The organism is Hymenobacter sp. IS2118, assembly GCF_000715495.1.
Lineage (GTDB): Bacteria > Bacteroidota > Bacteroidia > Cytophagales > Hymenobacteraceae > Hymenobacter.
This window is the reverse complement of the sequence record NZ_JNLX01000138.1, coordinates 33682-47869: the sequence shown is the minus strand read 5'-3', so window position 1 is coordinate 47869 and position 14188 is coordinate 33682. Positions and strand designations below refer to the sequence as shown.

The 14188-nt window shown below is 61.6% G+C and carries 11 protein-coding genes; 8 read left to right on the top strand and 3 right to left on the bottom strand.

The genetic code is table 11. From position 1 onward, the window contains the following. The 4 genes from GM79_RS25490 to GM79_RS13250 all read left to right on the top strand — a co-directional run. Positions 1-227, top strand: a 227-nt coding sequence (locus tag GM79_RS25490) for a hypothetical protein (RefSeq protein WP_035564621.1), incomplete at its 5' end; no start/stop codon positions are given. A gap of 55 nt (positions 228-282) precedes the next feature. Further along, the gene (xseB, locus tag GM79_RS13260; protein WP_081867753.1) at positions 283-585 is read left to right on the top strand and encodes an exodeoxyribonuclease VII small subunit; all 303 of its coding nucleotides are present in this window, start codon (positions 283-285) and stop codon (positions 583-585) included. Positions 586-952: 367 nt separating this feature from the next. Continuing rightward, positions 953-1768 (top strand): sensor histidine kinase, encoded by an 816-nt coding sequence (locus GM79_RS13255; protein ID WP_035564619.1) that lies wholly within the window; start codon positions 953-955, stop codon positions 1766-1768. Beyond that, positions 1765-2178 (top strand): response regulator transcription factor, encoded by a 414-nt coding sequence (locus tag GM79_RS13250; RefSeq protein ID WP_051718869.1) that lies wholly within the window; start codon positions 1765-1767, stop codon positions 2176-2178. The genes GM79_RS13255 and GM79_RS13250 overlap by 4 nt, the downstream gene beginning before the upstream one ends. Positions 2179-2374: 196 nt before the next feature. Here the strand turns inward: GM79_RS13250 and GM79_RS13245 are convergent, their stop codons facing one another. Beyond that, positions 2375-5035: a TonB-dependent receptor gene (locus tag GM79_RS13245; protein WP_051718868.1), complete on the bottom strand. Its 2661-nt coding sequence runs from the start codon at positions 5033-5035 to the stop codon at positions 2375-2377. Positions 5036-5384: 349 nt separating this feature from the next. Between GM79_RS13245 and GM79_RS13240 the strand changes: the two genes are divergently transcribed. Next, positions 5385-6740, top strand: a complete 1356-nt coding sequence (locus GM79_RS13240; RefSeq protein WP_035564617.1) for a hypothetical protein — start codon at positions 5385-5387, stop codon at positions 6738-6740. Here the strand turns inward: GM79_RS13240 and GM79_RS13235 are convergent, their stop codons facing one another. Continuing rightward, complete coding sequence (locus GM79_RS13235; RefSeq protein ID WP_035564615.1) at positions 6741-7097, bottom strand: MGMT family protein; 357 nt, start codon at positions 7095-7097, stop codon at positions 6741-6743. 182 nt (positions 7098-7279) lie between these two features. Between GM79_RS13235 and GM79_RS13230 the strand changes: the two genes are divergently transcribed. The 3 genes from GM79_RS13230 (at position 7280) to GM79_RS13220 (ending at position 13240) form a co-directional block, all read left to right on the top strand. Continuing rightward, positions 7280-8476, top strand: a complete 1197-nt coding sequence (locus GM79_RS13230; protein WP_081867752.1) for an efflux RND transporter periplasmic adaptor subunit — start codon at positions 7280-7282, stop codon at positions 8474-8476. 244 nt (positions 8477-8720) lie between these two features. Continuing rightward, positions 8721-11798: an efflux RND transporter permease subunit gene (locus GM79_RS13225; RefSeq protein WP_035564613.1), complete on the top strand. Its 3078-nt coding sequence runs from the start codon at positions 8721-8723 to the stop codon at positions 11796-11798. A gap of 56 nt (positions 11799-11854) precedes the next feature. Further along, positions 11855-13240 (top strand): TolC family protein, encoded by a 1386-nt coding sequence (locus GM79_RS13220; protein ID WP_051718867.1) that lies wholly within the window; start codon positions 11855-11857, stop codon positions 13238-13240. Positions 13241-13267: 27 nt separating this feature from the next. Here the strand turns inward: GM79_RS13220 and GM79_RS13215 are convergent, their stop codons facing one another. After that, positions 13268-14125, bottom strand: coding sequence for a T9SS type A sorting domain-containing protein (locus GM79_RS13215; RefSeq protein WP_035564611.1), 858 nt, complete (start codon positions 14123-14125; stop codon positions 13268-13270). Positions 14126-14188 lie beyond the last annotated feature (63 nt).

Genomic DNA, 14188 nt, shown 5'->3' with positions numbered 1-14188 from the left:
GGGCGCTGGCCCGCGAACAGCGCGGCCTGCGCCGGTTTGGCCGGGCCCTGCTGAGCCGCTTTACCCGCCACCACCAGCGCCGGCGCGAAGCCGTGCTGCGCCAGCGCTTCCGCCTCCAACTGACTTTGGAGCGCTATCTGCACCGCCAGGAGCTACGCCTGACAGTTGCCAATGGCCAACTAACCGGGCATAAAAATGCTCTCGGCTCACTAGAAAAGCCCCAATAATTCCTCCATACCAATTGTTAACTACTCACTGTTAACTGCTAACTGATACCTAGAAATGACCTACCGCGAAGCCGTTGAAGAGCTGGAAACCATTCTGCGTGCCCTGGAAACCGATGCTGTGGATGTGGACGACCTCACCGCGCGCGTCGAACGCTCGGCCGAGCTCATTCGCCTCTGCCGCCACAAGCTGCGCCACGCCGAAGCTTCCCTGGACCGGGTGTTTGACTCGCTGGACGAAGAAGATGACGCCGATGAGCTATCAGAGGAAGACAATGAGGACGAAGAAGAAAGCGGGGAAGAAGTGGAAGACGACGACGAAAATGACAACCTGCCCGGCGGCCCCGGCCGGCCCTGGTAGCTCATTTGAGCGGCCGGGTTGGGCCGTACTAAGCGAGAGCTACTGCCGCACTATAAATCCTAAATAACCTCTTGTTTTTTATATTTGACCAAGTATCCCACACGCTGTTTTTCGTTGAGAAAGTATTGGTACAACGCTAAAATCGCATTCCCTCAATTCTTTAGCATCAAAAGCCGCCCCGCTGATATGCTGCGAGTGCAGGCCGGGTGCTGAGCGGAGACGTTACCAGAACGAATCTTTGCTTACTTTCCCGGACTTTGAAGTATGGCGCCCGCGCTTTGCCCAAGGCCCCGCTTTTATTCGGGAAGAATAGAACGCGGTTTTTCACTTCTTTTGTGATTTTCACCCGCTATCGGGTGGCCTTCCTGTGACCGAACTCTCGCCTTTCGTGCTGCTCATTCCCCTCCTGCTCGGGCTCGGGCTGGTGTGGTTTGTTGCGCGTTCCCAACGGGCCAGAACTCAGCAGCAAAACGAGCTTTCCCAATTAAAAGCCGCCGCCCAGCAACAAGCGCTCACCGCCGCGCTGGTGGCCCAGGAAGACGAGCGGCAGCGCATTGCCGGCGAGCTGCACGACGGCGTGGGCACCATTCTGGCGCTGGCCAAGCTGCACCTGTTTGCGCCCGGCAGCCCGCCCGTACCCGAAGCCAGCGCCCTGATTGACCAGGCCGTAGCCGAGGTGCGGCGCATTTCCCGCAACCTGCAGCCGGCCACGCTGCAGCAGCTGGGCCTGGCCCAGGCCCTGCGCGCGCTGGTACAGGCCGTGCCCGCCGACAACGGCCCGGACGTGCAGCTGGAGCAGGAAACCCCGATAGGACGGCTCATTCCGCCGCACGAGCTCATGGTGTACCGCATTGCCCAGGAGCTCCTCAGCAATGGCCTAACGCACGCCGATGCCAAACATATCGTGCTGCGCATGAGCCTCCTACCTGGCCAGCTCACCCTCACCTACTCCGATGATGGCCAGGGATTCGACCTGGAAGCATTGGGAGAATTGCCGCCGCCGGGTCCGCATGGGCAGCCGGCAGGCATGGGCCTCATCAACCTGCGCAGCCGCGTGGCCGTGCTCGGGGGCCAGCTCCATTATCATTCTGAGCCCGGCGTGGGCACCTGCGTCGAGGCCATTCTACCAGTTACGCTGCTGCCTACGGGCATGCCTACTCCCTCTTACTCCCTTATCTCATGACTTCCAACAACATGCCCGCGACCGGCTCCACGCCCGTGCGGCTCGCCATCGTCGACGACCATATTCTCTTTCGCAAAGGGCTGCGGGCCCTGCTCAGCGGCTACGCGGGCATTGAGGTGGTGTGCGAAGCCGGCAACGGCCAGGAACTGCTCGAACTCCTCGACCAGGGCAGCCAGCCCAACGTGGTGCTGATGGACATGCAAATGCCCATCCTCGACGGCCTGCAAACCACCCGGCTGCTGCGCACGCAGTTTCCGGCAGTGCGCGTGGTCATCATTTCCATGCACGACGACCCCTCGCTGGTGAGCACGGTGCTGGCCGAGGGCGCCCACAGCTACCTCGTCAAAAACACGTCGCCCGAAGAAATGCGTAGCGCCGTAATGGCCGCCGCTGCCGCCGGCACACGGTAGGTGAAGTGGTGAGTTTAAGGTCCTGCTGTTACGCATCAACAGGCTGGCACGCGTCTCCGACGAGCTGCCCACTGGTTTCGGGCCTGTGGCCTGGGCGTGTACTAAACGTTGCAAACGCCCTCCCACCACGAGCCAGAGGCTCGGAGCCAACAGGCACGCGTCGGAGACGCGCGCCAGGCCCTTACCCGTTTTGCCTTTACAGCGTGGCCGAGAGGCCCACGGTGAACGTACGGCCGCGGTTGAAGAAGGCCTGCAGGTCGGCGGGGCTGCTGGTGTTGGTGTTGCCCCGGTTCGATACGTCGGTGAAGTAGTACTCGTCGAGCACGTTGAGCAGGGAGCCTTTGAGGGCAAAGCGCACCCGGTCGTTCAGCACGGGCTTGAACTCGTAGCCCATGTGCAGGTCGAGGTTGCGCGAGGTAGGCAAGCGGTACGAGTCGGTGCTGGTGGTGGGTTCGAGGATGGTTTCGGGGTTGAAATCGGCGTAGTACTTGGTGAAAAGCAGGAACGACGACCGGATGTAGGCCCCACGGAAGGGCTCGTAGCGCAGACCAATCTGGAACTGGTTCTGGGCGGCGTCGCCCACGTGGGTGCCGTCGAGGTACACGGGCTGGTCCACCACGTCGGGGTTCACGAACGAGCCGTCTTCGAAGGTTTGGTTGAGCAGGCCGCGGCCCGTCCAGCGCCAGTCGCCCAGCGAAATGGCCGCGTTCAGCTGCAGGCGGCGGCTGATTTCCTGGGCCACGCTCAGCTCCACGCCGGCGTGGCGGGCGTTCACGTTGCGCACGTTGCTATACACGGCCTCGCCGGTAGCGGCCGAAAACGAGGTGGTGGTTTTGTTGGCCCACAGCGTATAGTAGGCGTTCAGGGTCACTTTCAGGCTGGGGTAGGTGATGCCGTAGCCGATTTCGGCGCTCGAAATGCCTTCGGGCTTCACGTTGTCGTACTTGCGCCCCTGGTTGGTGTAGAGCAGGTTGAAGAACGGCACCTTGCTGTTGTAGCCAATATTGGCGAAGAAGTTGTCGTGCTCCGAGATGTTGTAGTTGGCGCCGGCCTTCACACTGTAGCCCGTAAAACGGGTCCAATCGGTTTCGATGGGCTGGTTGTCGGCCGCGCGGCGCTGAAAATAATCGATGCGCTTGTACGACACCTGCGAGAGCGTGGCGCTCACCACCGCCGAGAGCAGCGGCGTCTTGTATTCGAGCTGCGAGTAGCCGCCTAGCCAGCGGGTTTTGCCGTCGTAGTTGTAGCCCAGCTTGTCGCCCACCTGCAAAGGCGTGGCGGGGTCTACGTTGCGGTTGCCGGAGTTAGTGGCGAATTTGGCCCCCAGCAAGTCGCGCACTTCGCGATAATGCAGGCCAACGTAGTCGCGGCCGTCCACGCCGGCCGAGAGCGTGAGCTTGTCGGTGAGCAGGTAGTCGCCGCCCACCACGAAGCCGTACCAGCGGTGGCTGTTCACGCTGTTGATGAGAAACTGCGTGGCCCGGCCGGTCGGGTTCGGATTGATGCCCTGCCCCACGTTGTCGTCGTAGATTTTCTGAAAATCCGTTTGCCCCGTCACGCTGTTCTGGGCAATGGTGCTGGAACCGCCGCTGGTGAGGCCGCTGGAGCCGCCGCCCGTGCCATAAGAAGCATACAGCACCGAAGACACAAATAGCTTGTCGTTGACCTGCCAGAGGTCGTTGAAGTTAATCTGGGGCTTGTGGTAGAAATTGGTGCGCTCGTTGAGCACTTCCTGGCCGTTGCTCACTTTGTTGCCGTTGGCATCAAGACTGTAGCGGTCGAGTGTGCCCCAATACGGATTGTACTGGAAGCCACGGTTGCCGTTGGCCACCGGCTTCACGCCGATTTCGCGGGCTTTCTCATCCGAAACCAGCGCCACCTGCGTCGGGAACGAGCGCTGCCCATGCTTTTGGGGCGAGCCCAGGCCGGTGAGCGACAGGTTGTGCCGCCCGGCCCGCTTGCTCACGGTGCCAAAGTAGGTCCAGGCATCATCAAAGGCCTTGTCAACCCAACCGTCGGAGGTGCGGCGCGAGCCGTAAGCTGTCACGGCCCAACCGCCCTTCAGCTGCCCCGAGCTGAGCATGAGCGAGTATTTCTGGTAGTTATTGGAACCGGTTTCCACGCGGGCCAGCACCGATTTCTTGTCGTCGAAGCCTTTGGTGAGCACGTTGATGGTGCCGCCCACCGAGGGCACGGCAATCTTGGAAGCCGACAGGCCGCGCTGCACCTGCAGCGACTTGGTCACGTCGCCCAGGTCCCAGTTGGACCAGAACACGTTGCCGTTTTCCATGTCGTTCACCGGCACGCCGTTGATGAGCACGGCCACGTTGCGCTGGTCGAAGCCGCGCACGTTGATGCGCGAATCGCCGGTGCCGCCGCCGCCCTGCGTGGCGTACACGCCGGGCGTCTCGTTGAGAATCATCGGCAGGTCGCGGTTGGAAAGGGTTTCGCGCAGCTTCACCTCGCTCACCGCCGAGAAGGCCACCGGCGTGCTCCGCTCCTGGGCCTGCGCCGCTATCACGGTCACTTCTTCCAGGCTGGCGTTGTCGGCGCGCAGCGAAAAGGATGCCACCACGTTTTGGGTGGCTATTTTGACCGTTTGGGTGAGCGGCTTGTAACCAATGAAGCTGGCCTGCACCTGATAGGTACCGGCGGGCAGGTTGGGGATTTTGTAGGAGCCGTCGGCATCGGCGCCGCTGCCGGTGTTCTGGCCGCTGCCCGTTACCTGCACCGTGGCGCCGGGCAGGGTTTCACCCGTCACCTTATCGAGGACGCGCCCGCGAATGGAAAAGGTGGTCTGCGCCAGGGCCGGCAGCGTGCATAGAACCGTGAGTAAAACAGTAAAAAAGTGCTTCATACCTACTAAAAGAGCACCCGGCACACTCCGGGGACCACAAATATACGGTTTGGCCGGGACCGGACAGAGGGACCGGGCCGGAAACACTCATTCGCAAAAAGGCATGTATCTAGCTGGCTACTGCCCAATTGCTCAGCGCTTTGAAATATGGTATACCGGAGAACAGTAACCCGGACTTCCAAAATCGAAACGGTGGTTAGCTTTGGCTTTTGTAAGCTGCGGGCACACGGCGGCTTCTGCCGGTCTACTTATCGCCCCTTTCTACCTCGCTCAAAACATGCGAAATCAGTTGCTTCTTTCTATCGCCCGATTATTCTTTTTACCAGGCCTGGTGGCGATGCTAATGGGTATGCCCTCCGCGCAGGGGCAGGCTTACTACCTGAACTTCAGCAAGCAAACCATCAGCGTGCCCAACCGCACGTTTTATGTGGAGCAGGTAGTAGATGGCCGCCCTGGCAAGCCCGTGACTGGCACGGTTTATCGCGGCCTGCAAAACCAACCGGCCGTGGTGTTTTTCCGACAGGGCCTTGAACCTGAGCTTACCAGCTTGCTTCGCCAACAACTCCCCAGCCGCCCCGCCGACCATCCCGTGGTGCTGTGCATCCGGCAGTTTCGGGTGGGCGAGGTACTGAACGGCTTTACCGAACAGGCCAGTGCCGACGTGGCCGCCGACGTGTACATCCGCCTTACCGACGGCTACCACTTCGTGAGTAGCGTGGCCGACCACACCAGTACGCGGGCGCTGGAATCTACGGCCATCCACGTGCCGCATTTGGCTTTGCTGCTGAATCGTTGCCTGATGCAGCTAGCCAATGTAAATTGGGAGAAAGCTGCAGAACGCCCCGCCCGCACGTATGCCCAGCTCGCTACCGACCGCCCACCCGCGGCGCTCCGGCCGGCTATTTTGAGTGTTGCCCAACCACGGGCTGGCGTTTATTACTTCTTCGAATCGTTTCTGGCCAATCGGCCCGACACGACCGTTCGCTTGCGCCTTGATACCCTTCGCCTCCAGAGTGTGGGTTGGGAAGGCACCGCTTTGCTGCGCGCATCGGCCCACGACGCGGATGGCGAGCGAGTGAGCACCCGGGATATTTGGGGCTTCTCCGATGGCCGCCACCTATACTTGCGCCAAAAATACCCATCTCGTGGGCAGAACATGTACTATCAGTTGGTGCCCCAACGTGACTTTTACACGTTTATCGGTCCTGCTCCGCTGAATGTAATGGCGGCGAACCAACGCGCTTTGGGCTATAATGTAAAGCCCGGCGGTATGACGGGCAAACCGGCTCCAAACAGGCAAGAGGATGACACTGGCCAACCAGTGGCCTATGCGCTTGACATGCGCACGGGCCAGACGGCCCTCTTTCCGCCGCCCGGCCAGCCCCAGCGGGCTGACTCTGCTTTCATCTACGTTTACCGGCCACTGGGTGGCTTGGAGGAACCCCAACGGATACTGCTCGCCGACAAAGAGATAGGGCAATTGAAGCCGGGCCAATATGTGGAATTGGCTTGCCCGCACTACGGCAGTCCAGTGCGCCTGAGCTTGGGGAAGGTGGGCGGCCCCACGCTCCTGGCGGTACCGAATGTGGCCACGGCCAACTACGTGAAGCTGGTAGCCAACTCCGCCCTCAGCCCCTGGCAGCTAATGCCTGCCCGCCAGGGCGAAGCCGAAGTAGATGCTTTGGAGCGACCGCGCAAGCCCTAGCTACGCCAGCTCCACCTGCGGGTCCCAGAACAGCCGGGCGAACTCCACCACCCGGTCTTCTTCCACGCGCACACCCTCGGCGGCCAGGGCTTCCTGCATGGCGGTGGGGGTGGCAAAATGCAGGCGCCCGGTGAGGTGGCCCAGCCGGTTTACCACGCGGTGGGCGGGCACGTACTGGTCGGCGGTGTGGGCGGCCATCAGGGCGTAGCCCACGGTGCGGGCGCCGTGCCGGGCGCCCAGGTAGTGCGCAATGGTGCCGTAGGTGCTCACCCGGCCGGCCGGAATAAGGCGCACGACTTCGTGCACGTCCTGAAAAAAATTGCGGGGTTCGGGGGCGGTTTGGGCAGTTGGCTTCATCGGGACGAAGATAGGTTTCGGTCCGGGTGATGCCGCCCTACGTCTATTTTATGTGGCAGGGAGCAACCTTTCGGGCAAAATTTGCACTATATACGCCCTGGCCAACCACCCTTCCCGCCGCTTTGCGCGGGCGTCAGGGCCGGCCTTAAACATCCGTTGCCGCTTGCGCGTTCTTGCCATCTATGCCAGTTGAAACCAACACCGTTGCCCCTGCCCCGCAGTGGGATACGACGACCACGCCCGGCCCCAGCGCGGCTCCTCCGCTTTACGAGTACGAGCCCGAGACCCCGCCGTCCAAAGGCCGCGGCTGGCTGGGCTGGCTGCTGGCGGCGGTGGTCATTGCCGGTTTGGTTTTTGTAAAAATGACCTACTTCCCCAGCAGCGCGGGAGGCGATAAAAAAGGTGGCGCCGCGGGCGGAAAGGGCGGAGCGGGCGGCAAAGACCAGCTCGTGCCGGTGCAGGTGTACGTGGTGGCCGCCACCAGCCTCACCGACCAGGTAGCGGCCACCGGCTCCGTGCTGGCCGAGGAATCCGTCATCATCAAAAGCGAGCTGTCGGGCAAAATCACCAGCCTTAATATTAAGGAAGGCCAGGCGGTGAGCAAGGGCCAGCTCCTGTTCAGCATCAATGCGGATGAAGCCCAGGCCGCCATCCAGAAGCAACAGTACAACATCAAGCTGTTCCGCGACCAGGAAAAGCGCCAGCGCACCCTGCTGGACAAGGAGTACATCAGCGCCCAGGAATACGAGCAGTCGAACAACGCGCTGCTCACGGCCCAGGCCGACCTGCAGGCCCTGCGTGCCACGCTGGCCAAAGCCTACGTGCGCGCCCCGTTCTCCGGTGTGCTGGGCCTGAGCACGGCCACGGTGGGTACCTACGTGAGCCCCGGCACCGAAATCACCACGCTCTCGCGCGTGCGGCCCGTGAAGATTGACTTTGCCGTACCCGGCCGTTTTGCCGCCAACGTGCGGGTGGGCGACGTGGTGAGCGTGGTGGACGAAACCACCAACAAGACCTACGAGTCCAAGGTGTACGCCATCGACCCGCAGATTGACCCCGTGAGCCGCACCCAACCCGTGCGCGCCCGCTTCGCCAACACCAACAACGAGTTGCGCCCCGGCGCTTTCGTGCGGGTAAACCTGAAGCTGGGCGAAACCGAAACCGCCCTGCAAGTGCCCACCGAAGCCGTGATTCCGGAAGCCAGCGGCTACAACGTGTACACGGTGAAGAACGGCAAAATGGTACCGCAGAAAGTTAAAATCGGCATTCGCTCCGATAAGGTCATTCAAATAACGGAAGGCCTTGCGGTGGGCGACACGGTGATTCGAACCGGCATTTTGCAGGTGAAGCCGGGTGACGCTGTGCGTGTAATGAAGTAGTTGTTGAGTCAAAATCCCCTCCTTACCAACCGAAGGTCAGCGTAGCTAAGGAGGGGATTTTGACTCAACGGCTCGAACGGGGGTGGTGCCACCGCAGGGTTGGCATTAGGGCTGTAAAAGTGGCCTCTTTCAACTGCCTCGTATGCCCAACTCGTGCAACGCCACAACCACCCCGGTTCAGCCTTGCGGCTGAACGTCCCCTCCTTGGTAAGGAGGGGAGTTTATCGCCCTATATTAAAAAGAAATGAGTCTTTCCACCACTAGCATCAACCGGCCGGTTCTCGCCATTGTGATGAGCCTGGTCATCATCATTTTTGGGGTGATTGGGTTCCGCTACCTCAGTATTCGAGAATACCCGAGCGTGGACCCGCCCATTATCACGGTGTCGGCTACGTACACGGGGGCCTCGGCCGACGTGATGCAGGGCCAGGTGACCGAGCCGCTGGAGGAAGCCCTCAACAGCATTGCCGGCATCAAGAACATGACGTCGAACTCGCGCGACGGCCGTAGCCAGATTACGGTGGAGTTTGACCTCGACTACAACCTGGAAACGGCGGCCAACGACGTGCGCGACAAGGTATCGGGGGCGCAGGGCCGCCTGCCGCGCGACATTGACCCGCCCGTGGTGAGCAAGGCCAACGCCGACTCGCAGCCCATCGTCATCACCTACCTCAACTCCGATAAACGCACGCTGCTGGAGCTCACGGACTACGCCAACAACTCCCTCAAGGAGCGGCTGCAGACCATTCCGGGCGTGTCGGAGGTGCGGGTGTACGGCGAGCGGAAATACTCCATGCGCCTGTGGCTGGACCCAGTGAAGCTCTCGGCCCTGAGCGTGTCGCCCGTGGACGTGCAGGCCGCCCTTACCCGCGAAAACGTGGAGCTGCCCAGCGGCTCGGTGCAGGGCGCGGCCACCCAGCTCACGCTGCGCACCATGGGCCGCCTGACTTCGGTGGAGGACTTCAACAACCTCATTATCCGCAAAGACGACATCTCGCTCGTGCGCCTCTCCGACATTGGCTACGCCGAGCTGTACCCGGAAAACGACCAGACCATTTTCCGGGTAAATGGCGTGCCGGGCGTGGCCCTGGCCGTGGTGCCCCAGCCGGGCTCCAACCAGATTGAGATTGCCGACGAGTTCAACAAGCGCCTCAAGCAGTACGGCAAAGATTTGCCCTCGGACCTGAAGCTGCGGCCGGGCATCGACAACTCGGTATTTATCCGCAACTCCATCAGCGAGGTGGAGCACACCATCATCGAAGCCTTTGTGCTGGTGGTGGTTATCATCTTCTTGTTTCTGCGCGACTGGCGCTCCACCCTCATTCCGGTGGTGGCCATTCCGGTGTCGCTGATTGGTATTTTCTTCGTGATGTACCTGCTTGATTTCTCCATCAACGTGCTGACGCTGCTGGCCATCGTGCTGGCCATTGGCCTGGTGGTGGACGACGCCATTGTGGTGCTGGAAAACATCTACTCGCGCATTGAGGACGGCGAAGAGCCCAAGGAAGCGGCCATCAAGGGCACCGAAGAAATTCTGGTGGCCGTGGTGAGCACCACGGTGGTGCTGGCGGCGGTGTTTTTGCCGGTGGTGTTCCTCACGGGCATCACGGGGCGGCTGTTCCGCGAGTTCGGCATTGTGGTGGCGGGTTCGGTGCTGATTTCGGCTTTCGTGTCGCTCACGCTCACGCCCATGATGTGCGCCAAGCTGCTCAAGCGGCAGGAAACGCACAACTGGTTTTACCGCAAAACCGAGCCGTTCTTCGAACGCATGATTAATGCCTACCAGGGCAGTCTGCGCTCGTTTTTGCGCAACCGCTGGCTGGCCTGGGTGATGATAGTGGTGACGGGCGGCAGCATCTGGGGCTTCATGAAAATCATTCCCTCGGAGCTGGCCCCGGTGGAGGACCGCAGTCGCGTAAACATCAACGCGACCGGCCCGGAAGGCGCTTCGTTCGAGTACATGGACAATTATGTTGACCAGTTGACCAGGGTGGCAACAGACTCGGCCGGCGCCAAAAACCTGAACAGCGTGTTTACAGTGACCTCGCCGGGCTTTGCCGGGGGCTCCAACTCGGCCATTGCCCGCGTCATTCTGGTGCAGGCCGAAGAGCGCACCGAAACCCAGGACCAGGTGGCCAACGCCGTGAGCGCGGGCGTGAAGAACCTACCGGCCGCCCGCACGTCGGTGTCGCAGGACCAAAGCATTGGTGGCGGCGGCGGCGGCCTGCCGGTGCAGTTTGTGGTGCAAACCCAGGACTTTGAGAAGCTGCGCGAAGTGGTGCCCAAGTTTCTGGAGCTGGCCCGCCAGGACCCCACCTTCCAGTTCGTGGACGTGAACCTGAAGTTCAACAAGCCCGAGCTGCGCGTGAACATCGACCGCGAGAAGGCCCAAAGCCTGGGCATTTCGGTGCAAAGCATCTCTCAAACCTTGCAGGCCGGCCTCAGCGGCCAGCGCTACGGCTACTTCATCCGGGGCAGCAAGCAGTACCAGATTATTGGCCAAGTAGCCCGCGAAGACCGCAACCAGCCGCTGGACGTGCGCCTGCTGTCGGTGAAAAACGCCGCCGGCGAGCTGGTGCAGCTCGACAACGTAATCCGGCTGGAAGAAAGCAGCACGCCGCCCCAGCTCTACCGCTTCAACCGCTACAACTCGGCCACGTTCTCGGCCTCCTTGGCCCCCGGCAAAACCCTGGGCGACGGCATCGCGGCCATGCGTGCCATTGCCGAGCAAAACCTCGACGACACCTTCACCACCGAGCTGGCGGGCACTTCCCGCGACTTTGAGGAAAGCTCCTCGTCGCTGCTCTTCGCTTTTGGCCTGGCCCTGGTGCTGATTTACCTGGTGCTGGCCGCGCAGTTTGAAAGCTTCCGCGACCCGGTCATCATCATGGTGACGGTGCCGCTGGCGCTCTCGGGCGCGCTGCTCAGTTTGTGGTACTTCAACCAGACGCTGAACCTGTTCTCGCAAATCGGCATCATCATGCTGATTGGCCTCGTGACCAAAAATGGCATTCTCATCGTGGAATTTGCTAACCAGCGCGTCGAGAAGTTCAACGTGGATTACATGACCGGCCTCATTGAAGGTGCTACGGCGCGCTTCCGCCCTATTCTGATGACCTCGCTGTGCGCCATTCTGGGCATTATGCCCATTGCCATTGCCACCGGCGCGGGCGCGCTCAGCCGCCGGGCCATGGGCATTGGCGTGGTGGGCGGACTGCTGTTTGCCACGGTGCTCACGCTCTACATTGTACCGGTGATGTATTCGTACTTCGCCACGGCCAAAAAGCACAAGTCCAAACCAGCCGACGCCGTATCGGCCTAAGGTCGTACTCCCCTCCTTACCAAGGAGGGGACGTTTTTTGCTCCGAATTCCTTTGCATGAAATCTTTTCGCTTCTTCCTTTTCCTGTTTCCTTTCGCAGCTGCGGCACAGCAGGTACCGGTGGCGCGGCCCCAGCAGCTGGCCCGGCCGGCTACCGTGGCGCCGGCCCCGCTGCTGTCGCTGCAAGCCGCTATCAGCGCGGCGCTGCAGCATAATTATGGCATTCTGCTCTCGCGGCAGGATGAAGTGATTGCCGCGAACAACGTGACGCGCGGTAATGCCGGCCAGCTGCCCAACATCAGCGCCAACCTCACCCGCACGTTCAACCGAAACGATATTACTTCTACCGTTGGAACGAATGAGCCGCGCGTGATAAACGGGGGCACTTCCAACCAACTGAATACCAACGTAACGCTGGGCTGGACGCTATTCGACGGCCTGGGCATGTTCATTGCCTACGACCGGCTGAAAACCCTGCGCCAGCAGCAGCAGCAAATCACCCGCGCCACGGTGGAGGAAACCGTAGAGAACGTGACCAACGCCTACTACGACGTGGTGCGGCAGGGCGGCAAAATAAAGTCGCTGGAAGAGGCGCTAAAAATCGGCCAGGCCCGCATCGACCTCACCCAGGCCCAGGTAGACGTGGGCGTAGCGGCCAAGGTAGAGGTCCTGACCGCCCGCGTGGACTACAACGCCGACCGCAGCCTGCTCCTGCAGCAGCAGCAAGCTCTGACGGCTGCCAAAATCACCCTCAACAACCTGCTGGGCCGCACCCCACGCCTCGATTTCGCACCCAGCGACAGCCTGACCGTGACCCGCGACCTGCGCGAGGAAACCATCACGGCCGGTATCAAGGCCAACAACCCGCGCCTAGCCCAGGCCCAGCTGGGGCTCGATGTGGCCACGTACAACCGCCGGCTGGTGCGGGCCTCGCGCTTTCCCCAAATCGGTTTTGTGACGGGCTACGGCCTGAACCGCAACATCAACAACGCGCAGTTCATTAACCTGCCCACCGGCCCGGTGCTCACCACCAGCATCAACAACGTGAAGGGCCTGAACTACGGCATTACGGCCAGCGTGCCCATTTTCAACGGCTTCAACATCCGGCGGCTGGAACAAAACGCCCGCGTGGCCGAGGAGCAAGGCGAACTCCGCCTAGGCCAAACCACGCTCCAACTCGACGCCGACGCGGCCTCGGCATTTGCCCAGTACCGGAACTTCCTGCAGCTGCTCGACCTCGAAGAAACCAATATTCAGCTGGCCCGCCAGAACGTGGCCATTGCCCTGGAACGCTACCGCCTGGGCCTGCTCACGCCGCTGGTACTGCGCGAAGCCCAGCGCAACCAGCTCGATGCCGAAACCCGCCTGCTCGACATTCGCTATGCCGCCAAGCAGGCCGAAATTGCCCTGCGCCGCCTGAGCGGCGGGCTGGTGCGAGAGTAGCAAGGCTTGCGAGTTCTGTAGCTGGCTTTATTCTTTTATAAAGCGTTTGGTTTCGCTACCGGCTGGGGTGGTGATTTTGTAGAAATACAGGCCGGCGGGCAGGTCGCGCAAATCCAGCTGCTGGGTACGCGGCCCTTTTTCGGCCTGGGACTCGGCCATCATCGTGCGCAGTTGGGTGCCCTGGGCATCGAGCAACGCCACTGCCACAGCACCCGCGGCTGCTACCTCAAAATCGAGCTGGCCGGTGGTGGCCACGGGATTAGGATAGAGGCTGGAACTGACGGCGCGGCGCGCGGCAATGGTTGCCGCCAGGGCGGCCGGGGCCTCCCGAAGCAAAAAGGCAGTGGGACTAAAATAAGCGCTGCGCTGCAGCCGGCGCGGCGCCTGAGCGGCCAGGCGCTGCTGCTGTTCGGGCGTAGCATACCGCAAGGTGATGGCCCGCAAGTCGGCGACCCATTGCTGCTGCTGTGGCTGCACCTCCTCGGCTAGCTGCTTGATAACGGGCTGGTAGCGCTGGGCCATGGCCCGCACGGCCTGCATCAGGGTTTTGGTTTGGGCCGATAACTGTTGGCGCAGCAACAACTGGTTAGCGGTGGGCGCGGGGCGGGTAGTGCCGGGGCCGGCCGGGGCGAGGCTTTGCCGCAGGGCGTGGCGCTGCTGCCGCAGCTCTTTCAGTTGGCGACGGTAAGTGGCCAGCGCTGCCTGGTCGGCGGCGGTTAGCTGGGCCTCCAGCTTTAGCCGCTGCTGGCCCAACACCGGCACCACCTGGGTTTGGTGGTAAGCGTGTTTCTCAGAACGCGCAGCCCGGTTTTGGGCCACGACCGCGGGGGCGGCGCCCAGCCCGAATAGCAGCAGCAGCACGAGCAAGCGTACGTTTGATTTCATACGGAGTAGCAATATCAGGTGGTTCAAAAGGTTTTCAATCGCCAATAGCCGGCCACAACGCTT

What these genes read in the sequence shown, in the direction of transcription:
- GM79_RS13220 (WP_051718867.1), top strand. Translation starts at nt 11,855, where the DNA reads ATGAAATCTTTTCGCTTCTTCCTTTTCCTGTTTCCTTTCGCAGCTGCG.
- GM79_RS13245 (WP_051718868.1), bottom strand. Translation starts at nt 5,035, where the DNA reads ATGAAGCACTTTTTTACTGTTTTACTCACGGTTCTATGCACGCTGCCG.
- xseB (WP_081867753.1), top strand. Translation starts at nt 283, where the DNA reads ATGACCTACCGCGAAGCCGTTGAAGAGCTGGAAACCATTCTGCGTGCC.
- GM79_RS13215 (WP_035564611.1), bottom strand. Translation starts at nt 14,125, where the DNA reads ATGAAATCAAACGTACGCTTGCTCGTGCTGCTGCTGCTATTCGGGCTG.
- GM79_RS13250 (WP_051718869.1), top strand. Translation starts at nt 1,765, where the DNA reads ATGACTTCCAACAACATGCCCGCGACCGGCTCCACGCCCGTGCGGCTC.
- GM79_RS13225 (WP_035564613.1), top strand. Translation starts at nt 8,721, where the DNA reads ATGAGTCTTTCCACCACTAGCATCAACCGGCCGGTTCTCGCCATTGTG.
- GM79_RS13240 (WP_035564617.1), top strand. Translation starts at nt 5,385, where the DNA reads ATGCCCTCCGCGCAGGGGCAGGCTTACTACCTGAACTTCAGCAAGCAA.
- GM79_RS13235 (WP_035564615.1), bottom strand. Translation starts at nt 7,097, where the DNA reads ATGAAGCCAACTGCCCAAACCGCCCCCGAACCCCGCAATTTTTTTCAG.
- GM79_RS13230 (WP_081867752.1), top strand. Translation starts at nt 7,280, where the DNA reads ATGCCAGTTGAAACCAACACCGTTGCCCCTGCCCCGCAGTGGGATACG.